General features: G+C 68.5%; 15 protein-coding genes. 9 read left to right on the top strand and 6 right to left on the bottom strand.

Going from position 1 to position 20,596, the window contains the following annotated elements:
* Nucleotides 1-23: 23 nt before the first annotated feature.
* Complete coding sequence (locus UK23_RS54920) at nucleotides 24-386, bottom strand: hypothetical protein (RefSeq protein ID WP_419503864.1); 363 nt, start codon at nucleotides 384-386, stop codon at nucleotides 24-26.
* Between UK23_RS54920 and araB the strand changes: the two genes are divergently transcribed.
* The 3 genes from araB to araA are packed head-to-tail and all read left to right on the top strand — an operon-like array spanning nucleotide 307 to nucleotide 3,949.
* Entirely contained in the window at nucleotides 307-1,770 is a 1,464-nt protein-coding gene (gene araB, locus UK23_RS04510) for a ribulokinase (protein WP_419503865.1), read from the top strand. The genes UK23_RS54920 and araB overlap by 80 nt on opposite strands.
* The gene (locus UK23_RS04505) at nucleotides 1,770-2,423 is read left to right on the top strand and encodes an L-ribulose-5-phosphate 4-epimerase (protein WP_045310071.1); all 654 of its coding nucleotides are present in this window, start codon (nucleotides 1,770-1,772) and stop codon (nucleotides 2,421-2,423) included. Before araB ends, UK23_RS04505 begins: the two co-directional genes overlap by 1 nt.
* A 17-nt stretch (nucleotides 2,424-2,440) precedes the next feature.
* Nucleotides 2,441-3,949 (top strand): L-arabinose isomerase, encoded by a 1,509-nt coding sequence (araA, locus tag UK23_RS04500; protein ID WP_045310070.1) that lies wholly within the window; start codon nucleotides 2,441-2,443, stop codon nucleotides 3,947-3,949.
* Here the strand turns inward: araA and UK23_RS04495 are convergent.
* Nucleotides 3,919-4,734, bottom strand: a complete 816-nt coding sequence (locus UK23_RS04495; RefSeq protein ID WP_196777603.1) for an alpha/beta fold hydrolase — start codon at nucleotides 4,732-4,734, stop codon at nucleotides 3,919-3,921. The two genes, araA and UK23_RS04495, sit on opposite strands and share 31 nt — an antisense overlap.
* Nucleotides 4,735-4,910: 176 nt before the next feature.
* On the opposite strand from UK23_RS04495, the gene UK23_RS04490 reads away from it, so the two are divergent.
* The 6 genes from UK23_RS04490 (at nucleotide 4,911) to UK23_RS04465 (ending at nucleotide 11,876) form a co-directional block, all read left to right on the top strand.
* Entirely contained in the window at nucleotides 4,911-5,690 is a 780-nt protein-coding gene (locus UK23_RS04490; RefSeq protein ID WP_045310068.1) for a hypothetical protein, read from the top strand.
* 161 nt (nucleotides 5,691-5,851) lie between these two features.
* Nucleotides 5,852-7,831: an RICIN domain-containing protein gene (locus UK23_RS04485; RefSeq protein WP_082114403.1), complete on the top strand. Its 1,980-nt coding sequence runs from the start codon at nucleotides 5,852-5,854 to the stop codon at nucleotides 7,829-7,831.
* A gap of 22 nt (nucleotides 7,832-7,853) precedes the next feature.
* A complete protein-coding gene (locus UK23_RS04480) occupies nucleotides 7,854-8,759 on the top strand; it encodes a cellulose binding domain-containing protein (RefSeq protein WP_156212771.1) in 906 nt (301 codons plus the stop codon).
* Between the two features lie 373 nt (nucleotides 8,760-9,132).
* Nucleotides 9,133-9,654, top strand: coding sequence for an LppU/SCO3897 family protein (locus tag UK23_RS04475; RefSeq protein WP_156212769.1), 522 nt, complete (start codon nucleotides 9,133-9,135; stop codon nucleotides 9,652-9,654).
* Between the two features lie 9 nt (nucleotides 9,655-9,663).
* Complete coding sequence (locus UK23_RS04470; RefSeq protein ID WP_156212767.1) at nucleotides 9,664-11,211, top strand: sensor histidine kinase; 1,548 nt, start codon at nucleotides 9,664-9,666, stop codon at nucleotides 11,209-11,211.
* A complete protein-coding gene (locus UK23_RS04465; RefSeq protein WP_330769853.1) occupies nucleotides 11,208-11,876 on the top strand; it encodes a response regulator transcription factor in 669 nt (222 codons plus the stop codon). Before UK23_RS04470 ends, UK23_RS04465 begins: the two co-directional genes overlap by 4 nt.
* A gap of 48 nt (nucleotides 11,877-11,924) precedes the next feature.
* Here the strand turns inward: UK23_RS04465 and UK23_RS04460 are convergent, their stop codons facing one another.
* From UK23_RS04460 to UK23_RS04445, 4 genes are all read right to left on the bottom strand, one after another.
* Nucleotides 11,925-12,446, bottom strand: coding sequence for a hypothetical protein (locus UK23_RS04460; protein WP_052684350.1), 522 nt, complete (start codon nucleotides 12,444-12,446; stop codon nucleotides 11,925-11,927).
* Nucleotides 12,447-12,601: 155 nt separating this feature from the next.
* Nucleotides 12,602-16,339, bottom strand: a complete 3,738-nt coding sequence (locus UK23_RS04455) for a glycoside hydrolase family 2 TIM barrel-domain containing protein (RefSeq protein ID WP_045310065.1) — start codon at nucleotides 16,337-16,339, stop codon at nucleotides 12,602-12,604.
* Between the two features lie 18 nt (nucleotides 16,340-16,357).
* Nucleotides 16,358-18,763, bottom strand: coding sequence for a non-reducing end alpha-L-arabinofuranosidase family hydrolase (locus tag UK23_RS04450; RefSeq protein ID WP_045310064.1), 2,406 nt, complete (start codon nucleotides 18,761-18,763; stop codon nucleotides 16,358-16,360).
* Nucleotides 18,764-18,794: 31 nt separating this feature from the next.
* Nucleotides 18,795-20,243: an arabinofuranosidase catalytic domain-containing protein gene (locus tag UK23_RS04445; RefSeq protein WP_082114402.1), complete on the bottom strand. Its 1,449-nt coding sequence runs from the start codon at nucleotides 20,241-20,243 to the stop codon at nucleotides 18,795-18,797.
* Between the last annotated feature and the right edge of the window lie 353 nt (nucleotides 20,244-20,596).

Genomic DNA, 20,596 nt, shown 5'->3' with positions numbered 1-20,596 from the left:
TTCTATCAAGGCTTTTCAGGACCTCACGTCAGCATCTTGACGGGCGGAATGTTAGCGATAACACTCACCTCGTGACTGACAAGACGATCCATCCCGACGCGTGTGTGGTGGGCGTCGACTTCGGCACGTTGTCGGGGCGCGCGGTGGTTGTGCGCGTTCGTGACGGCGCCGAGCTCGGCACCGCGGTGCACGACTACCGCCACGGCGTGGTGGACAGCGTTCTGCCGGTGACGGGCCGGGCCCTGCCGCCGGAGTGGGCGCTGCAGGTGCCGGCCGACTACCTCGACGTCCTGCGGCCTCGACGTCCTGCGGACCGCCGTCCCGCAGGCCGTCGAGGCCGCCGGGATCGCTCCGGAGCTCGTGATCGGCATCGGCACGGACTTCACGGCGTGCACCATGGTTCCGGTGACGGCCGACGGGAAGCCGTTGTGCGAGCTGCCGGAGTTCGCGGACAACCCGCACGCCTACATCAAGCTCTGGCGCCACCACGCCGCCCAGCCGCAGGCCGACCGCATCAACGATCTCGCCCGCGAGCGCAAGGAAGCGTGGCTCCCGCGCTACGGCGGGCTCATCTCCTCGGAGTGGGAGTTCGCCAAGGGCCTGCAGGTCCTGGAGGAGGCACCGGAGGTCTACGCGGCGATGGCCCACTGGGTCGAGGCCGCCGACTGGATCGTCTGGCAGCTCACCGGCGAGTACACCCGCAACGCCTGCACGGCCGGCTACAAGGGGATCCACCAGGACGGCGGATATCCGAGCGAGGAGTTCCTCGCCGAGCTCAACCCGGAGTTCCGCACGTTCGTCCAGGACAAGCTCGACCACCCGCTGTCCGCCCTCGGCGACAAGGCCGGCGAGCTCACGGCGGAAGCCGCGCAGTGGACCGGGCTGCCGCAGGGGATCGCGGTCTCGGTCGGCAACGTCGACGCCCACGTCACCGCACCGGCCGCGCAAGCTGTCGGACCCGGCCAGATGGTCGCGATCATGGGCACCTCCACCTGCCACGTGATGAGCGGCGAGGCCCTGGCGGAAGTCCCCGGCATGTGCGGCGTGGTCGACGGCGGCATCGTGCCGGGCCTGTGGGGTTACGAGGCAGGCCAGTCCGGCGTCGGCGACATCTTCGCCTGGTACGTGAAGAACCAGGTGCCGGCCGCCTACCACGAGCAGGCCGCCGAACGCGGACTCTCCGTGCACGAGCTGCTTTCCGAGCTGGCGGCGGAACAGGTACCCGGCGAGCACGGCCTGATCGCGCTGGACTGGCACAGCGGCAACAGGTCCGTGCTGGTCGACCACGAACTGTCCGGTGTGGTCCTCGGGCAAACCCTGGCCACGAAGGCGGAAGACGTCTACCGCGCACTCTTCGAAGCCACGGCGTTCGGCACGCGGGTCATCGTGGACACGTTCACCGACGCGGGTGTGCCGGTGACCGAGCTGGTGATCGCGGGCGGCCTGATCAAGAACCCGCTGCTGATGCAGATCTACGCCGACGTCACCGACCTGCCGTTGTCCGTCATCGGTTCCGAGCAGGGTCCGGCACTCGGCAGCGCGATGCACGCGGCCGTCGCGGCGGGCGCCTACGAGGACATCCGCGAGGCGGCCGGAGCCATGGGTTCCGTCAAGCGCAACGTCTTCACGCCCATCCCGGAGAACGTCGACGCCTACGAGCGGCTCTTCCTGGAGTACCAGGAGCTGCACGACCACTTCGGTCGGGGTGGCAACGATGTCATGCGCCGGCTGCGCAAGTTCCGCCGTGAGGCACTCGAGGGAAAGAACTGATGTCCGCCACGGCAGAGCTGCGCCGCACGGTCGCCGACCTGCACCGCGAGCTGACGAAGTACGAGCTGGTGATCTGGACCGCGGGCAACGTCTCCGCGCGGGTTCCCGGCCACGACCTGATGGTCATCAAGCCGTCCGGGGTGTCCTACGACGAGCTCGGGCCCGACGCGATGGTGGTGACCGACCTGTACGGCAACCTCGTGGAAGGCGAGTTCGCACCGTCGTCGGACACCGCGGCGCATGCGTACGTGTATCGGCACATGCCCGATGTGAACGGTGTCGTGCACACGCATTCCCCTTACGCCACAGCGTGGGCGGCGCGCGGCGAACCCATCCCGTGCGTGCTGACGATGATCGCGGACGAGTTCGGCGGCGAGATCCCGGTCGGCCCGTTCGCGTTGATCGGTGACGACTCGATCGGCCAGGGCATCGTGGAGACGCTGAGGAACAGCAGGTCGAAAGCCGTCCTGATGCGCAACCACGGCCCGTTCACGGTCGGCCCGACCGCGAAGTCCGCGGTGAAGTCCGCCGTGATGCTGGAGGACGTGGCACGCACCGTCCACTTCGCACTCCAGCTGGGCAAGGCCAGTGCCATCGACCAGCAGGACGTCGACCGGCTTTACGAGCGCTACCAGAACGTCTACGGGCAGTGAGCCCACGAGGAGAGCACATGTCGTTCGCGGGCAAGCCGCAGGTCTGGTTCCTCACCGGCAGCCAGCACCTCTACGGCCCAGAGACGCTCGACCAGGTGGCGGCGCAGTCCCAGCAGATCCAGCGCATGCTCGCCGACTCCGGCAAGATCAGCACCGAGATCGTGTGGAAGCCGGTGCTCACCGACGCGGCCGCGATCCGCTCGATCATGCAGACGGCGAACAACGACCCGTCGTGCGTGGGTGTGATCGCGTGGATGCACACGTTCTCGCCGGCCAAGATGTGGATCACCGGTCTCGATCTGCTGCGCAAACCGCTGCTGCACCTGCACACCCAGCTCAACGAGGCGCTGCCGTGGTCCACGATCGACATGGACTTCATGAACCTCAACCAGGCCGCGCACGGTGACCGCGAGTTCGCCTACGTGCAGACGCGCATCGGCGTGGCGCGCAAGACGGTCGCGGGCCACGCGAGCGATCCGCAGCTGGCCGGCCGGATCGACGGCTGGGCGCGCGCGGCGGCCGGTCTGGCGCACCTGCGGTCGTTGAAACTCGCTCGGTTCGGCGACAACATGCGCGACGTCGCGGTGACCGAGGGCGACAAGGTCGAGGCCGAGCTGCGGTTCGGCGTCTCGGTGAACACCTACGGCGTCAACGACCTCGTGGACAAGGTCGACGCGGTGCTGGACTCCGACATCGACCTGCTCGTCGCCGACTACGCCGAGACCTACCGCCTCGCACCGGAACTGGCGCGCGGGGGAGACCGGCACGCGTCGCTGCGGTACGCCGCGCGCATCGAGATCGGCCTGCGCTCCTTTTTGGACGAAGGCGGCTTCGGCGCGTTCACCACGAACTTCCAGGACCTCGGCGGCCTGAGGCAGCTGCCGGGCCTTGCCGTGCAACGACTGATGGCCGACGGCTACGGCTTCGGCGGCGAGGGCGACTGGAAGACCTCCGCCCTGCTCGCCGCCGTGAAGGCGATGGGCACGGGGACCGGGCGCGGCACCTCGTTCATGGAGGACTACACCTACCACTTCGGACCGGGTGAGCCGAAGGTGCTGGGCGCGCACATGCTGGAGGTGTGCCCGACGATCGCGTCCGACGTGCCGTCGTGCGAGGTCCACCCGCTCGGCATCGGTGACCGCGAGGACCCGGTGCGGCTGGTGTTCGACGCGACGCCCGGCCCCGGCGTGGTGATCGGTCTCGCGGATCTCGGTGACCGCTTCCGGTTGGTGGCCAACGAGATCGAGGTCGTCGGACCGGACGAGCCGCTGCCGAACCTGCCCGTCGCACGCGCGGTGTGGCGGCCGGCGCCGTCGCTCTCGACGTCGGCGGAGTGCTGGCTCACCGCGGGCGGACCGCACCACACCGTGCTGACCCAGGCAGTCGGATCCGAGACGCTGCACGACTTCGCCACGATGGCGGCCACCGAACTGGTGCTGATCGACTCGGCGACCACGCCCGGCCAGTTCGGCGACCGCCTGCGCTGGAACTCGGCCTACCACCGCCTCGCGGCGGGGATGCGCTGACTGACGTCGCCGGCGTAGAACGCGGCGATCCGCTTCCAGGTCGCGACGGGGTTGGAGTACATCGGCAGATGCCCGCTGTGCGGGATCTCCGCGAGCTCCACCCCGTTCGCGTCCAGCGACGGCAGATAGGACAGTGACGCGCACTCCTCGCCGTAGAGGTACATCTTCGGGATGGGGAGTGCGAGGAACTTGTGCAGCAGCTCGCCGTGGTCGGCGAGCTCGACCACGGACCGCATGATGCCGGGCACCGCGCCCGGACGGATCTTGTGCGGCAGGTTGGCGGCGTACAAACCGCTCGAGTAGCCGTGGCCGCGGCGGACGCTCTCGATGAACCGGCTGTAGAGGTCGCCGGAATCCTGGTGGGACATCAACAACCGGGTCGGCGCGCAGTCCTCGGGGGCCAGCGTGCCCTTGATGTTGACGAAGCTGAGCACCCGGCCCGGCTCGCGGTGGGCGAGCAGCAGTGCCGTGAGGCCGCCGAGGGAGTGCCCGACGACGTGGTACCGGCCGATGCCCGCCCGATCGAGCATCGCGTGCGCGGTGTCCACCAGGAACGGTACGTCGATCGCCCCGAGATCGGCGCATTCCGTGGCGCCGCAACCGGGCAGGTCGAAGGCGAGGAACGCGCGGCCGGCGAAGTCGTGCCGCTGCGTGATGTCGGTGTAGTCCTCCTTGCTCGTGCCGAACCCGTGCAGGAACACGATCGGCTCGGTGGGGCCGCCGCGGTGCACCGCGGCGATCTTGAGGTTGACTCCCTGAACTCTCAGGCGGAGCAGTTCGTGCACGACTCTGTGCCCGGATGGCATGGCGATCCCCGAATTTCTGCGCAGGTGCGGTCTGCGGTACGAGACAGTCAGCATCGCACTTGCTGTGAACGCTCACAAGTAGTTGAACCCTTGACCGTCCCGGTCCGTATCCCGCTGTGCCGGCATATCCGTCCACTGATTCGTGAGGGTTCGAAATGTCGAGAGCACATGCAAAACCACAGCGACGCAAGCGGGTGCTCGTTGCCGGAGTCGCCGTCGCCGCGACCTTGACGGTCGGGGGCGCGATCGCCGCGTTCGCCGCTGGTGGGAACAACAGCGCTGGTCAGTCGATCGCCTGCCCCAAGCCGGTCATCGGTGTCGCGGTTCCCGCGCAGGCGCAGGCCGAGGTCCAGCGTGAACTGGCCAATCTGGACAAGCAGATCGCCGAGGCGAACAACAGGCTGCGCACCTCCGCGGGTGAAGGAGGGCCGAATTTCGTGCAGAACGCCATTCTCGGCCCGCTGAAGGACAAGCGGGTCGCGGCGCTGAACCGCATCGAGACCGCGATCGGCCGGAACGCGGCGAAGCCGGAAGGCCTGGAGAGGTTCGCTCCCTGCGGGCTCGGCCAGGCTCCGGCTGTTCCCGCGCCGGCGGCCACCTCGCCCAAGCCGTCGTCCGGAACCGGTTCCGGCACCGGGTCGTCGGCGTCGGGGAAGACGATCGAGTGCCCGGTTCCGGTGCTGCAGAACGTTCCCGCGAAGGCCAAGGCCGAAGTGGACCGTGAGCTGCAGAACCTCAACAAGCAGCAGGCGGAGGCCAACGAGCGGCTGCGCACGTCAGCCGGTCAGGGCGGCCCGAACTTCGTGCAGAACGCGATTCTCGGGCCGTTGACGGGCAAGCGGGCCTCCGCGCTCGACAGGATCGCGATCGCCATCGGCCGCGTCGGTGAGCGGCCTCAAGGACTGGAACGTTTCGCCACCTGCTCGCTCAAATAACCCTCCTCGGGGTCGAGAGCCACAGGGCCCGCCTCTCCTCGGGGGTGAGCGTTCCAACGAGGGACTGCCGAGCGGACGCGCCACCGCTCGGCAGGACCTTGACGCACCACGCGGTCCTCGGTAGATGTTAGCGCGAACATCGCCCGTTCAACGGAGAACCGATGACCAGATTCCCTGCCCTTCTCGCCGCTTCGGCGCTCACGCTGTCCACAGTGGTCTCCAGCGGCGTCCCTGCCACTGCCGCCGTGGAGTCCGTGACCGTGCGGCCGGATCCGACCTATCAGCAAGAGCCGTTCCAAGGTTGGGGTACGAGCCTCGTCTGGTTCGCCAACGCAACCGGGGGATACCCGGACGAGATCCGCAACCAGCTCGCGGAGCTGCTGTTCGGTGAGGACGGACTGAACCTCAACATCGCCCGCTACAACATCGGCGGCGGCAACGCCCCGGACGTGCCGCAGTACCTGCGCGCGGGTGCGGCCGTCCCCGGCTGGTGGAAGGCGCCGGCCGGTACGAAGCGCACGGACACCGACTGGTGGAAACCGAACGATCCCAAGTTCTTCGACGCCTCGGCGGACCCGAACCAGCGGTGGTGGGTCGACCGGATCAAGTCGGACGTCACCAGGTGGGAGGCGTTCAGCAACTCGCCGCCGTGGTTCCAGACCGTCAGCGGCTACGTGTCCGGCGGGCTCGACGCCAACGCCGACCAGTTGCGCGAGGACCGGATCAAGGACTTCGCCGCGTACCTGACGCAGGCGACCGCGGAGCTCGAGCGTTCACACGGCATCAAGTTCTCGACGCTCGACCCGTTCAACGAGCCCAACACCCCGTACTGGAGCACGAAGCTCGGCCCGGACGGCAACCCGACCGGTGGCCGCCAGGAGGGCGCTCACATCAGCCCCGCGCTGCAGGCGAAGGTCGTGCCCGCGGTGGCGGATGCGTTGCGCGCCAAGCGGTCGAAGGCCGTCGTGTCCGCTCCGGACGAGACCAACCCCGGGATCTTCGCGGACGACTGGGCGGGCTATCCGGCCGACGTGCGTCAGCAGCTCGGCCAGTTGAACGTGCACACTTACGGTCAGGACCGCCGCACGTCCGCGCGTGACATCGCCAAGGCGGCGGACAAGCCGTTGTGGATGAGCGAGGTCGACGGCTCCTGGGGGACGAAGCAGGACTTCACCGCCATGGACTCCGGCCTGGGCATCGCCGCACGGGTGATCGACGACCTGCGCGAGCTCGAACCGCGCGCGTGGCTGTTGTGGCAGGCGGTCGAGGACTACGACAACATGAAGCCCGGCGGCGAGACGCCGGACGGGATGAACTGGGGCGTCGTCCAGATCCCGTTCAACTGCGGCCCGCAGGACACGCTCGCGACGTGCCCGGCCCGCGTCAACTCCAAGTTCCACACGCTGCGGAACTTCACCCACTACGTGAAGCCCGGCGACCGCCTGGTCAAGGTCAACACCAAGTCGGACGTGGCGGCGGTGCGCAACACCGAGCTGAAGACCGTGGTGCACCTCAACCAGTCCGAGCAGCCGCAGTCGGTGACGCTGGACCTCTCCGGCTTCGGCTCGGTGCGCCCCAACGCTTCCGTGCGGCCGATCGTCACGGACATGTTCGGTGCGCTGACGAAGGGCGCCGCGGTTCGTGTGAAGGACCGCAAGGCAACGCTCACCGTTCCCGCGCGGTCGGTCGTCACGTTCGACGTGTCGGGTGTCAGCGGCCTCAACCGCTCGGCCGCGTTGAACGGCGAGTACCGGCTGACCGGTGTGCAGAGCGACAAGTCCCTTGCCCCGTCCGGAACCTCGCTGGTGCAGCGCACGACGGACACCGCCGCACGCGACCAGGTGTGGCGGCTGGAGCGCAAGACGGGCGGCTACGACAGCGACGTCCAGTTCGCCGTGGTGAACACCGCCACCGGCCAGCGAATCGCGGCAGTGGACGGTAACGCGACGCTGACCAAGTCCGACAGTCCCGCTGCCCGGTGGCTGCTGTCATCGACCGGCGACGACAGCTGGACGTTCGTGAACGCCGCGACCGGAGCGCTGCTCGACGTCGTCGGCGAGTCGCGTGAGGACGGAGCCAGAATCGGCCTGTACCACGCGACTTCCGGTGCGAACCAGCGCTGGACAGCAAGATCTCGTTGAGTTGAAGCATTCAGGAGTGACGGTGGCGCGCAAGCACGTGTTGGTGATGTTGACCCTGCTCTGCGCGGGGTGCACAGCCGCACCACCCGCGCCGCCACCGTCCTCCCGAACACCGCTGAAACCACCCTCACTGATCAACGAGGTGGTACCGCCGCAGAACGTGATCACGGTCGTGAGCGACGTGATCGACGCGCGCACGGTCGAACTGGCCGACGGCTCCCGCGTCCGGGTCGCGTCACTGGCGGAACCCAAGGCGTGCTGGGCCGCGGCGTCACTCGACTTCGCCAGGTCGACACTGCTGGCGCGATCCGTGCGGTTCACCGGCCTCACCCCTGGCGAGATCACCCTCGAACTCGAGGACGGCACCGACTACGCGATCCTCGCCGTGCAACAGGGCGCGTTGCAACCGGAAGGTGTCGACGGCGGCCCGCTGATCAACGCCCAATCCGAGGCCTCGGCAGCCAAGCGCGGCCTGTGGGGCCCACCCTGCGACGGCTCGGACACGGCCAAACCTCCTTCACCCCAGCCACCGGCCATGCCTCCTCCCGCACCGCCGGCGACATCGCGCGAAACCCCGCCGGCCACGACCACCGCGCGACCGGCCGCGAAGACCTGCGCTGTCGTCTACCAGGTCACGGGCCAGTGGCAGGGCGGATTCCAGGCCAATGTGACCGTGCGCAACACCGGCACCCAGCCGACCAACGGCTGGACGTTGCGGTGGAGCTTCTCCAACGGCGAATCGGTGCGCGACATGTGGAACGCCTCACCGCGCCAGTCCGGCTCGACCGTCACGGCGGTCAACGCCGACTACAACCCGCAGATCCCACCGGGCGGGTCGGTGCAGATCGGCTACAACGGCAACGCCCGCGGCCCGCACTCGGCGCCGGCGGCGTTCACCTTCAACGGCGCGCAGTGCTCGGTCGAATAACCCGATGGCCGTGGTCAACTCGGCTGATCGCTGGAACCGAACGCCGGCGTGAGTTCGCCGTCGCCTGGCTGACCGGGCGCCAGGTCGTGCGCCCGGCGGCGGTCGAGGTGATCGGCATGCGGTCATCGGCCTGGTGCTCGGGTGTGTCGTGGCCGGGGCAGGCCTGGTCGCCGTCGGTGGTGCGTCGATCGGTGTCGTGGCGACCAAGGAGTAGACGAAGGGAAGCGCAAGTCGCCGATCGTCTCGACCGCCTCGCCATCCGGGTGCGCCGCACCACGAGAGCAGAGACCTTCGCCTTGCGCTGCACGCGCTCCCACCTGGGTGGCGAGCTGCGTCCGTAGTCATCTTCAGACAGCGTGAAGGGATGGCGGGCATGAGGAAACCGGTTCTGGTCATCGTGCTGGCGGCGGTCGTGGTGGCCGTCGCCGCGGGGTTCGTCTTCGTGAAGTTCAGCGGCGGGCCGCAGGCGAAGGCGGGGGAGTGCGTCGCGTTGGCCAACCGCAACGGCGACCACGCGGACGTCACGGGCGCGGGGTGCGGCACAGACGTGAAGTTCAAGGTGGGCAAGGTGCTTGCCGACGGCACGAGCAGCTGCCCGGCGGGTGACGACGACTACGTGCAGGTCGTGCCGAACGCGGGCAGCGGCAAGCTGTGTCTGTTGCCCAACCTCGCGGAGGGCGTGTGCTACCGGCCCGCCGACGACGAGGACAGCTGGATCAAGGTGGAGTGCAAGGGCGAGGAGACGGTCAAGGTCACCAAGGTGTTCGCGTCGGCGGGGGACGACGCCGCGTGCCCGGACGGCGAGGACGTGGCGTCGATCGTCTACGCGGAGCCGCCCACGACCTACTGCCTCACCCTGGTGCAGCGGTCAACCGGTGAGCCGTCCGGTACGTAGAACCAGAGTATGAGCGGAAAGCACGTTTCAGCGCCGCGGCTCTCCCCACGGGTCGTGGCGCTGAGCCGTGAGCTGGCGCTGCTGGTGCTCGTCGGGGCGGTCACGTTCACCGCGACCCAGTACGTGACGGTGGACTGGGGGCCGGCGCCGTGCGACGACCCGGCGGTCGGAGCCGTGATCGCGGGTGCCGCGCTGGTGCCCGCCCTGTTGCGGCACAGGTTGCCCGTGGTCGCGGTGTTCGCTGCGGCGGCGTTGTTCGGCTGGTATCCGGCGACCGGCATCGCACTGGCGGTGGCGGCCTACAGCGTCGCGGTGCGGGTCCGTCAGCAGCGTCGGCGCAACGTCGTGCTGGTCTTGGCGGCGCTGGTGCCGGTGGTGGTCGGGCTGGTCGGGTCGGGCTACCAGTGGAAAGAGGTGTTCATCGACTTCGGCGTCTCGGTGCTGGTGTGCGTGGTCGGTCCGGTCGTCGTGCAAACCCTTCTCGTGCAACGTGAACAGCTCATCAGCGCCCTGCACGAGCAGACCAGGTACGCCGGGTCCACCGCGCGGCTGCAGGAACGGACCCGCATCGCGCAGGAGATGCACGACCTGCTCGGCCACCGGCTCAGCCTCATCTCCCTGTACGCGGGCAGCCTCGAGCTCGACGCGACCACTCCGCGGCACATCACCGACCCGGCCAGGCTCATCAGGGGCACCGTGCGCACCGCGATGGACGAGCTGCGGGCGACGCTGGGCATCCTCCGCCAGCCGGAACCCGCCAGCACCCAGCCCGCGGACACCACCGGCACCAAAGCGGACGTCTTCCAGCTGGTGCGGCAGGCCAGGGCGGGCGGTGTCCAGATCGAGCTGGTGTGGACGGGTGCGGACCTGAGCGGCGTCGCGAGCCCGGTCCGCCAGGCGGTGCACCGGATCGTCCGCGAAGGCCTCACCAACGTCTGCCGCCACGCTCCGGGAGCACAGGGCGAAGTCGTGGTGGAGCACGCGAGCGACTGCGTCCGCGTCGGCGTGTTCGACAGCGGCGCGACGACGGCACCGGTGCCGGGCACCGGGCTCGGACTGGCCGGCGTGCAGGAACGGGTCCGGCTGCTCGGCGGCAGCTTCGACGCCGGACCTCGGCAGACGCGCGGATTCCGGGTCACCGCAACGCTTCCGCTCACCGCGACCGCTCCGGTCCCGGTCAGCGACAGTCCCGAACGCCCAGAGGACCAGCTCGCCCGCGCCGGCATGTCCGCGATCCTCGCGACCGGGCTGATCGGCGCGGTGGCGATTCTCGTCGTCACCTTCAACACCGTGATGTTCGGCTATCCCGGCGAGACCGGGCAGTTGCCGTTCGAGACCGTCGCCCTCGGCAGCACGCGCGACCAGGTCACCGAGACGACCGGGCCGGACAGCCCGCTCGCCCGGCTGGCGGCTCGCGGCGTCGAACCGGCGCGGCCCGCGAACGTCCAATGTTCTTACAGCTACTACCAGGAGGACGACAACACCATGATCGAGCGCTACTGCTTCCACCGAGATCTGCTCGTGCAGAAGACCCGGTTCGGACTGCCGAAGCCGTGACCGCGCAACCGATCCGGGTGATGCTGGCCGACGACGAGCAGCTGCTGCGCGAGGGTGTCCGGCTGGTCCTGCGGCACGCCGACGACATCGAGGTCGTCGCGGAGGCCGGTGACGGCGAAGAGGCGGTGCAACGTGCCTGTGCGCAACCGGTCGACGTCGCACTCGTGGACATCCGCATGCCGGGCACCGACGGCCTGACCGCCGCCGAGCAGCTCGCCGAACGAGCGCCCGCGGTCAAGGTCGTCATGCTGACCACGTTCGGGGAACAGGAGTACATCACGCGAGCCCTGCGCGCGGGCGCCGCCGGGTTCATCCTCAAGGACAGCGGCCCGCAGGAGCTGATCCACGCGGTGCGGGCGGCGGCTCACGGTGGTGCGATCCTCTCGCCCCGCATCACCAAGGACCTCATCGCCTCGCACCTGACGGCCACGGACGGACGCGCGGTCAAAGCACAGCGGCTCGTGGCCGCGTTGAACGAACGCGAACGCGAGGTGCTCGTCATGGTCGGCGTCGGCGCGTCGAACGCCGAGACCGCCCGGCTGCTCTACATGGGAGAGGGGACGGTCAAGACCTACGTGAGCCGCATCCTCGCGAAACTGGGCTGTGCCAACAGAACTCAAGCCGCGATCGTCGCTCACGACGCGGGGCTGCTGCCGAACAACTGAGAGGAGCCCGGGACCGCCGTCGGCCCGGGCTCCTCTCTCAAACCACCGTCACGCGGCGCACTTGCGCGCTGCGGCGGCGGCCTGGTTCGACTTGGTCGCGGACTGGGCCGCGACCTTCTTGGCGTTCGCGGCACGCTTCGCCTGCGCGGCCGCCTGCTGCTTGGCCTTGTTCGCCGCAGCCGCTGCCTGGTTGGCCGCCTGCTGAGCCTGGTTGGCCTTGTTGACGTCAGCCTGCTGCTTGGTCTGCTGCGCCTTCTTCGCGGCCGCCTCGGCGGCCTGCTTGGCGGTGTTCGCCTTCTGCTGCGCTTTCTGCGCCGCCTGCTGAGCGCGCTTGGCCGTGTTGTCCGCGCGCTTGGCCGCCCGCTGTGCCTTGCCGGCCTGGTTCTTCGCGTTGTTCGCGGCCTGGTTCACGGCCTGCTTCTGCTGCGCGTTGCACTGGGCAGCCGCGGCCAGGCTCGTACTCGTGGTGGGGCTCGCCGCGCTTGCACCACTGGCGAGTCCGACGCTCACCGCCGCGGCCAGGACCGCGACCACCACACCGCGCTGGACGAGCTGCTTCTGGTTCGGCATCTGGGTTTCCTCTCGGGTTCGGCGCCTTTCGACGAGGAGTACGGCGGTTCGCCGGGCCGCCGTTCAGCCCGTCCTGGACAGCGAAACGATCGGAGCGGGCGCCGAGACGACCGGCTTCCGAACCCGAGACGATCGGCAACTTGTGGCTCGTGTTTCTAGAGCCGCTGCAGCAGGAAGCGTTGGTTGAGACCACTGCCTGCGGCGTACTGCGAGATGCGGGCGCCGTCGGCGGTGGAGGACTCCCAGACGTCCATGGCGAGTCCGCTCTGCCGGTTGACGAGGCTGACCACCCCGGCACCCTGGTCGACGACCTGCCACTGCTGGGAGGTCGCGCCGGTGTCGGTCTGCTGGGTGATGTCCGCGCCGCTGCTCGAGCTCGCGACGTGGAGCACAAGACCGCTGTGCCGCGCCCTGATCCGGTAGTAGCCGCCGCCGGAGTCGAGGAAGTCGAACACCTGGTTCTGCCCGCCCGTGGCGGTCCACTGGATCGCACGGGCGCCTGCCGCGGTGGAGGCACCGTTGATGTCGAGGAGTTTGCTGCTGTGCTGGGCGGCGAGCCGGTAGTCCACGCCCGGCTGCACCGGGCCGCTACCGCCACCCGCGGTGCCGACGGGCTTGCGGGACAACGCCAGCGCCTGACCGACGTCGGGCAGAGGCCGCAGCCGGTAGGTGTAGGTGTAGTCCCGGTTGGGGAAGAGCTTGTAGGTGTCGAGGGGTTGCGCGCCCCAGCTGTCGTTGCCGCCGACGCCGGTCTGCCGCAGGTTCAGCCGCAGCACGACGTCCTGCCGCCGGGTCAGCTGGTAGTCGTGCCGGGTGCCCTTCGAGAGGTCCTCCGGGGTGAAGTAGGACGCGTTCACCTCCAGCAGCGGTTCGGCGTACGCGAGCAGGCCGCGGCCGTTGGCGTTGACCAGCGCGACCCAGCGGACGTCGGTCTTGTTGCCGTTCTCCTGCGGCCGGAGATAACCGGTCCACTGCTCGGCGACGGTCGACGAGTACACGCCGACGTCGGAACCGGTCTTGCGGTCCCACTGGTTCTCCTGCGGGCCACGGCCGTAGTAGCGCAGCCGGGAGAGCTCACCCGGCACGAACAGCATCGTCCCGACCTCGGGGATGTACGGCAGCGATGACGATCCGGGGTGCAGGGTGTTGTCGACCTTGATCTCGCCGTTGCCGTAGATCGTGTACGTCGTCGAATACGTCGACGCGGTGCTGGTCGGCAGGGTGCCGCTGACGGTGATCCTGGCGGCGCGGTCGGACGGCCGGTCGAGGACGACGCGGCTCACCGTGCGGTTCGCGCCGGCGTTGCGCCACGTGCCGTTGCGGTTCGGGTGGCCGTTGCCGACGTCGTTGTCCGTCGGTGCCCGCCAGAAGTTGGGCACCGCGCCGGAGTTCAGCAGCCGCATGCCCATCGCGTCGTAGGAGGTGATCAGACCCGACGCCTTCGCGATGACCACGCTGAAGTCCTGGCCGGTCACGGTGATGCGGTCGCCGGCCTCGGTGGCGGTCACCACCGGCACCGACGTGACCGGCGTCGGCACGACCGGCGGGCTGCTGAGGTTGACGGGCAGTTGTTGTTTGGCCACCTCGAAACCGGCTTCCGCCCACGGCGTCGCCGCCCGCAGCCTGAACGACAGCTGCAGGAAGTGTTCCTCGCCCGGCGCAGGGTCGGCCGGGCGCTGGAGCGGCACCTGCACGGTCTTGCTCGACAGCGGAGGGATGTCGAGCTGCGCCGCCGTCAACTCTCCACTTTGGACAACGGTGCCGTCGGCGACCAACGCCCAGGTGCCGGCGAACTCGTTGACGTTGGTGAACAAGTACTCGTTGGTGATCTGAACGCTCCCGGCGGCGCCGGCGCTCGCGACGTTGATCGCCTGGTAGACCTGCTTGACCTCGACGGCCTTCCCGCTGATCCGCCGGTCCGGGGTGACGATGCCGTCGCCGCTGAAGGCACCGTCGTTCGGGTTGTCGCCCCAGTCGCCGCCGTAGGCCAGGTACGTTGCGCCGGTCGAGGACTTCCAGGTCAGGGCCTGGTCGACGAAGTCCCAGATCCAGCCGCCCTGCAGGATCGGGTTGGCCCGGATGACGTCCCAGTACTCCTTGAGGTTGCCGGTGGAGTTGCCCATGCTGTGGGAGTACTCGATCATCACGTAAGGGCGGCGGTCGCCTGTGTCCCTCGCCCGGTTCGCCACCCCGGCGGGGCTTTCGTACATGGCCGAACGGATGTCGCTGACCTGCGGCCGGTTGTCGCCCTCGTACTGGATCATCCGGGTGGGGTCGGCCGCGCGGATCCAGTCGCGCATCGCGACGAAGTTGCTGCCACCACCGGCCTCGTTGCCGAGCGACCACATGATCACCGAGGGGTGGTTCTTGTCCCGGTGCACCATCTGCGCGGCGCGGTCCAGCACGGCTGGGGCCCAGTCCGCCTTCGAGTCGGGGTAGTTGTCGCGGATCCCGTGGGTCTCCAGGTTGGCCTCGTCCACGACGTACAGCCCGTACTCGTCGGCGAGGTCGTACCACACCGCGTTGTTCGGGTAGTGCGACGTGCGCACCGAGTTGATGTTGAGCTGCTTCATCACCGTGATGTCGCGGACCAGGTCCGCACGGGTCAGCGCCGCCCCGCGGTCCGGGTGCATCTCGTGCCTGTTGGTGCCGCGCAACGACACCGGCTGCCCGTTGATCCGCATGAGGCCGTTCTTGAGGGCGAACTCGCGGAAGCCGACCCTGGCCGACACGGTCTGGATCACCGTGCCCGCCGGGTCCTTCAACGACAGCACCGCCGTGTAGAGGTTCGGGTGCTCTGCGGACCAGAGTCGTGGCCCCTGCACCGCTTTGGCACCGCGCCCGGTCGCCTCCTGCCCTGACGACGGCGAGTTCACCGGCGTGCGCAACGGTTCCGGCCACACCGGTTGCCGGTTCTGGTCGTACAGCTGGGTTTCCACGGAGAACGTGCCCGGCTGCTGCCCGCCGCTGTTGCGCAGGACCACCGCGACACCGAGGTCGGCGTTGGTGTAGTTGTCCCGCAACGGCGTGGTGATCGTGAAGTCGCGCAGGTGCACGGGTGGCAGTGAGTAGAGGAACACCGGCCGGAAGATCCCGGACAGCCGGATCATGTCCTGGTCCTCCAGCCAGTCCCCGTCCGGATACCGGAAGACCTCGACCGCGATCAGGTTCGAACCCGCGCGGACGTTGTCGGTGATGTCGAACTCCGAAGGCGTGTACGAACCTTCGCGGTAACCGACCTTGGTGCCGTTGACCCACAGGTAGAACCCGGACTTGACGCCCTCGAAGTGGATGTGGACCCGACGCCCCTGCCACGTGGGCGGAAGTGTGAACGTCGTCCGGTACTGGCCGACCGGGTTGACCCGTTGCGGCGCGAACGGCGGTTGCGCGTTCTCGTTCTGGCCGTTGCCGCCCCACCACGGATAGGTGACGTTGACGTAGATCGGGTTGTCGTAGCCGTGCAGCTGCCAGTTGGACGGCACCGGGATGGTGGCCCAGCCGCTGTCGTCGACGTCGGTCCGCCAGAAGTTCAGGTCGCGGTCCGCGGGTTTGTTGACGTGCTTGAACTTCCAGGTACCGGTCAGGTCCTGCCGGAAGGGGGAGTTCGTGCGGTCCGCGGCCAGCGCCTGGGTGACGTCGGCGTACGGCATGAACGTCGCGTGCGGCGGCTGGGCGTTGACCTGGAAGATCCCGATGTTGTTGTTCCACTCGGGATAGCCGTTGGGCGGGTCGGGCCAGGCCGCGGCGGCCGCGGCCTGGGCCGGTGCCGGTTCGGCCGATGCGGGTGTGCCCAGCGCGGGAGCGGCCAGTGCTGCGAGCCCGCCGCCGAGCAGCGTGCGCCGGCGGATGATGCGCTGGTGGACCTGCTGAGCCTCGTCTGATGAGTTCGACAACGTTCGTCTCCTAGCCGGTCAGCAGGGGGAGTTGGTTTGCGTCAGCAGGCCCAGCCGCCACGGCAGGCTGTTGTAGTCGCCACCGGAGTTGGGATCGCGTCCCTGGTACAGGTAGCGCATGTTGCACGGGCTGATGCTCAGCGTCTGGTCGCGGCCGGACCGGATCATCTCGCCGTGACTGATGTCCCGCGTCCACGAACCGGCGGGGAACGCGACGTTGGCCGCGCCCGCGAGCGGCGAGCTCTCGGTGTCGGCCAGCGCCGTCCACGGGCCGGAGATGCTGCTCGACGTCCAGGACCGGAAGTACCGGCCCTGCGACCCGATCGCCTCGACGATCAGCACGTACTGGTTCGAACCGTCCACTTTGTACACGTTGGACGCCTCGAACAGCTTGTACCTGTCCGAGTCCTGCGCGGCGATGACCGGTTCGCTCATGCCGTTCGGGAAGCTCCCGATCGCGGTCTGCGACCGGTACAGGTGACCGTTGTCGTCAGAGGAGAACAGGTGGCAGTTCACGGCGTCGCAGATGACCCACATGTCGACCCAGTAGCCGTTGCCGATGTTGTCCTTGATGATCTTCGGCATGTCCTGGTAGAAGTGCTTCGGCGCGGTCCAGCCTGCCGGGTTGTCGATGTCCGGGTTGGTGGAGTACGCGGCGTTGCCGTCCTGGTAGACCAGGTACCACAGGTTCTGGGGCGCGAAGTAGAACACCTCGGGTGCCGCCCGGTAGCCGGCGCCGATCCCCGACCGGTCGAGGTAGAAGTGCGGCGCCGCGCTCGCCTGCGCCCAGTCGGTGAAGCTCAGGTAGACCATGTTGTAGCCGGCCGCGTTCGCCACGCTGGCGAAGACGTGCCACTTGCCGTCGTGGTACACCACGGTCGGGTCCTTGATGCCCGCGATGTTGTGGGTGGCGTCGGACTTCGGTGCGATCAGCTGCTGGGTCGAGCTCCACGAGTACCGCGACGGCAGGGGACCGGGTCCGGGTCCTGGGCCCGGGTCGTTCAGGCCGGTCCACTGCTGGTTGGTGCCGCCGTTGCAGGACCAGATGATCACCTTGGTGCCGTTGGCGGTCCCGCGGCCGTTGACGTCGAGGCACAGTCCTGATTGGACGTTCGTGAGCGTGCCGTTGCCGCCCGCGTTCCACTTCTGGTTGTTGCCGCCGTTGCAGTTCGCGATGACCGTGTTCGCGCCGTTGCCCGTGCCGGAGGTGTCCAGGCACCGCTTGGAGTCGCCGGTGTAGACCGAGATCTCACCGGACGCCGCGCGCGTCCACTGCTGGTTCGATCCGCTGTGGCAGTCCCAGATCTGCAGCTGGGTTCCAGGGGAGGTCGACGAGTTCGGCACGTCGAGGCACTTGCCGGCCGAGACGGAGCGCAGCGTGCCATTGCCGCCACCACCGCCGCCGCCGTTCAGCGCGTCGAGCACCGCGGTGTACGCCTGCTTCTTGTTGTAGTTGCCGTCGAACAACAACGGGGTGTCGCCCGCCCGCCAGGAGTACTTGTCCGTGATGCCCCACGGGGTGATCCCGGTGCAGCGGGCCACCGCCAGGCAGGCCTGCGTCACCGCGCGGTACGTCGCGGCCTGGGCGGAACCGGAGCCGCCGACGTCGAGCTCCGTGATCTGCACGTCGACGCCGAGGTCGGCGAATCGTTGCAGGTTCGCCTGGTAGCTGCTCAGGTTCGCGCCCTGGCCGAGGTGACTCTGGAAGCCGACGCAGTCGATGGGCACGCCGCGGGACTTGAAGTCGCGCACCATGTTGTAGATGCCGGTGCTCTTCGCGTTGATGCCGTCGGTGTTGTAGTCGTTGTAGCAGAGTTTGGCGGCCGGATCCGCGGCGCGGGCGGTGCGGAAGGCGTCCTCCATGTAGCCGTCGCCGAGCCGCTGCTGCACGAACCACTGACGCCGGGTGCCGTTCTCCTCGAACGCCTCGTTCACCACGTCCCAGGCGTAGATCTGGCCCTTCCAGTGGCCGGCCACCTGGTTGATGTGGTTCGAGATCGCCGCGCGCAGGTCGTTGCCGTTGAGGCCGTTCACCCAGCCGGGAATCTGCTGGTACCAGACGAAGGTGTGGCCGCGGACCGACATGCCGCGGCTGCGCGCCTGGCTGACGATCTGGTCCGCCGGGCCGAAGTTGAACTGGTTCCTGCTGGGCTCGACGGTGTCCCATTTCATCTCGTTTTCCGGTGTGACGCTGTTGAACTCCGTGCCCCACGTGTTCACGTACGCCGAGTCGCCGAGATGGCTCTGGGAGATCGCGGCGCCGAAGTAGCGGCCGCTCTGGGCCGCCGCGGCACCGAGTGTGCTCGCCGCCGCGCTGGCAGGGGTGGAGAGTGCTGTGGTCAGGGTGGCCGCGGTGAGTCCGGCGGCGGTGAGAGCGGCGAGTGCCGATCTTCCTCGCCGTCGCAGGGGTGGACTGGTGAACATTGCAACCCTCGATTTCGTCGTTGAAGGTGGGTTACCCGAGCGCCCATTGCTGGTTGCTGCCGCCGTTGCAGGTCCACAGCTCGACCAGAGCGCCTTCTGCCGTGGACGCACCGGTCACGTCCAGGCAAAGTCCTGATTGGACACCGGTGACCGTGCCGTTCGGGTTGAGCTGCCACTGCTGGTTCGCCTGGCCGTTGCAGTTCCAGGTGATCACCTTGGTGCCCGCCGAGGTGCCCGCGCCGTTGGCGTCCAGGCACAGGGTGGCGCCGCCGACGGTGACGGTCAGCTGGTTCTCCGCGGTGCGGGTCCAGTTCTGGCCGGCCTGGCCGGTGCAGGAACGGATCTGCAGCTGGGTGCCGGAGCTCGCGCTGTCGAGGCACTTGCCCGCGCCGCTCGCGTGCAGCGGTCCGGTGCCGGTGCTGGCCCCGATGCTGTAGCCGGCTGCGGTGATGTTGGCCTGCACCGCGTCCTCGGTGGCGTTGGACGGGTAGCCGGAGGTCATGACGCCCTCGTAGAACGTGCCCGCGGAACCGATGCTGTTGTCGCCGCCGGTGCCGAGGATGATCGCGCCTTCCTTGCGCATCGGGTTGTACCCGTTGACGTTCGGGCGCTTGCCGTCGTAGTAGGTGGAGAGGGCACCGGCCTGGGCGTTGCCCGCGCGGATGGCCCAGTGGTTCGGCTCGCCCTTGATGATCGCGGTCAGGAACCGGTGGCTCACCGTGGGGTCGTTGGCGTTGTAACCGGCGTTGACGCCGGAGAACAGCCCGTTCTCGAGGTCCGCCATCACCCAGGGGCCGTTGCCCGTGCCGTAGCCCCAGACCTTGATGTTGCCGAAGTAGATGGCTTCCATCGTGCCGTTGCCGTTGTCCCGGCTGTTGCGCTCGGCGTTGCCGTAGTCGAAGCAGCAACCGCCGTTGTAGTGCGTGCCGTTGAAGATGGCGTACATGCCCTCTGGCTGGTCACCGGTCGCCGTGCCGGTGGCGTTGTTGTTGCGGTAGCCGGTTCCTGGTGCGACGAACACGCCGTACGCCTTGTGCCCGCCGACCATGATCGGTGCCGCGGTCGCGTTCGCCAGGTTGTCGTAGCCTCCCGGCGCCGGGCCGGGGAATCCGCCGGGCGGTGCCTGGGTGAGGTGGTTGTGCCGGGGGGACTGGTCGTAGACGATCGTGATGAGGCAGGTCGTGTTGGCGCAGAACGAATCCTGCGCCGCCGCGTCGGCCACCCCGCCGGCACTGAGCGGGCCGATGTCCCGCGTGGTGTTGTCCGACGAACGACGTATTTGGTACAGCGCACCGGCGTACGAGCCGTACAACGCGCGGGTCGTGCTGTGCGCGGCCACGCAGGGCGTGTTTCCCGCGGCGTAGATGTCGCACGGACCCTGCGCCGCGGCTTGCGACGTGCCTGCCGTCGCACCCGCGACCAGTGTCAGCGTCGCTGCGCCGGCGAACAGTCTGACGAGCCGGGATAATCGGGATGACATCGAGGAACTCCTTTGGGCACAGGGAGATCACCCGTTCATCCACAATGGATCAACGGGCTGATCGAACGCAGGATTCGATGAAGGTCAGGGGTTCATCGCGACAGAGATGGCCTGGGCGAAGTCGTGTCTTCGCCGGCGCGGGGCCGGTCGCCCGATCTCGGTGTGCGGCAGAGGCATGCGTTCGGTGACGGACATGCGTCGCTCCCTCGATGCTTCAGTGCATCGGTTCAGTGCGATACATCGCACCGAACATCGGGAAGTTTTGTAGCACACATCTGGAAGACCGGTCCAGGTCAGCCGAAGACGCGGCGCTGGATCTCCCGGCGGTAGTCGTCGAGGGTCCGGTCCACGTG

The organism is Lentzea aerocolonigenes (assembly GCF_000955955.1).
GTDB lineage: Bacteria > Actinomycetota > Actinomycetes > Mycobacteriales > Pseudonocardiaceae > Lentzea > Lentzea aerocolonigenes_A.
Note: the sequence above shows the minus strand (reverse complement) of the source record. Positions and strands in the feature narration are given on the sequence as shown.

What these genes read in the sequence shown, in the direction of transcription:
- UK23_RS04470 (WP_156212767.1), top strand. Translation starts at nt 9,664, where the DNA reads ATGAGCGGAAAGCACGTTTCAGCGCCGCGGCTCTCCCCACGGGTCGTG.
- araA (WP_045310070.1), top strand. Translation starts at nt 2,441, where the DNA reads ATGTCGTTCGCGGGCAAGCCGCAGGTCTGGTTCCTCACCGGCAGCCAG.
- UK23_RS04445 (WP_082114402.1), bottom strand. Translation starts at nt 20,243, where the DNA reads ATGTCATCCCGATTATCCCGGCTCGTCAGACTGTTCGCCGGCGCAGCG.
- UK23_RS04475 (WP_156212769.1), top strand. Translation starts at nt 9,133, where the DNA reads ATGAGGAAACCGGTTCTGGTCATCGTGCTGGCGGCGGTCGTGGTGGCC.
- UK23_RS04460 (WP_052684350.1), bottom strand. Translation starts at nt 12,446, where the DNA reads ATGCCGAACCAGAAGCAGCTCGTCCAGCGCGGTGTGGTGGTCGCGGTC.
- UK23_RS04485 (WP_082114403.1), top strand. Translation starts at nt 5,852, where the DNA reads ATGACCAGATTCCCTGCCCTTCTCGCCGCTTCGGCGCTCACGCTGTCC.
- UK23_RS04490 (WP_045310068.1), top strand. Translation starts at nt 4,911, where the DNA reads ATGTCGAGAGCACATGCAAAACCACAGCGACGCAAGCGGGTGCTCGTT.
- UK23_RS04505 (WP_045310071.1), top strand. Translation starts at nt 1,770, where the DNA reads ATGTCCGCCACGGCAGAGCTGCGCCGCACGGTCGCCGACCTGCACCGC.
- UK23_RS04450 (WP_045310064.1), bottom strand. Translation starts at nt 18,763, where the DNA reads ATGTTCACCAGTCCACCCCTGCGACGGCGAGGAAGATCGGCACTCGCC.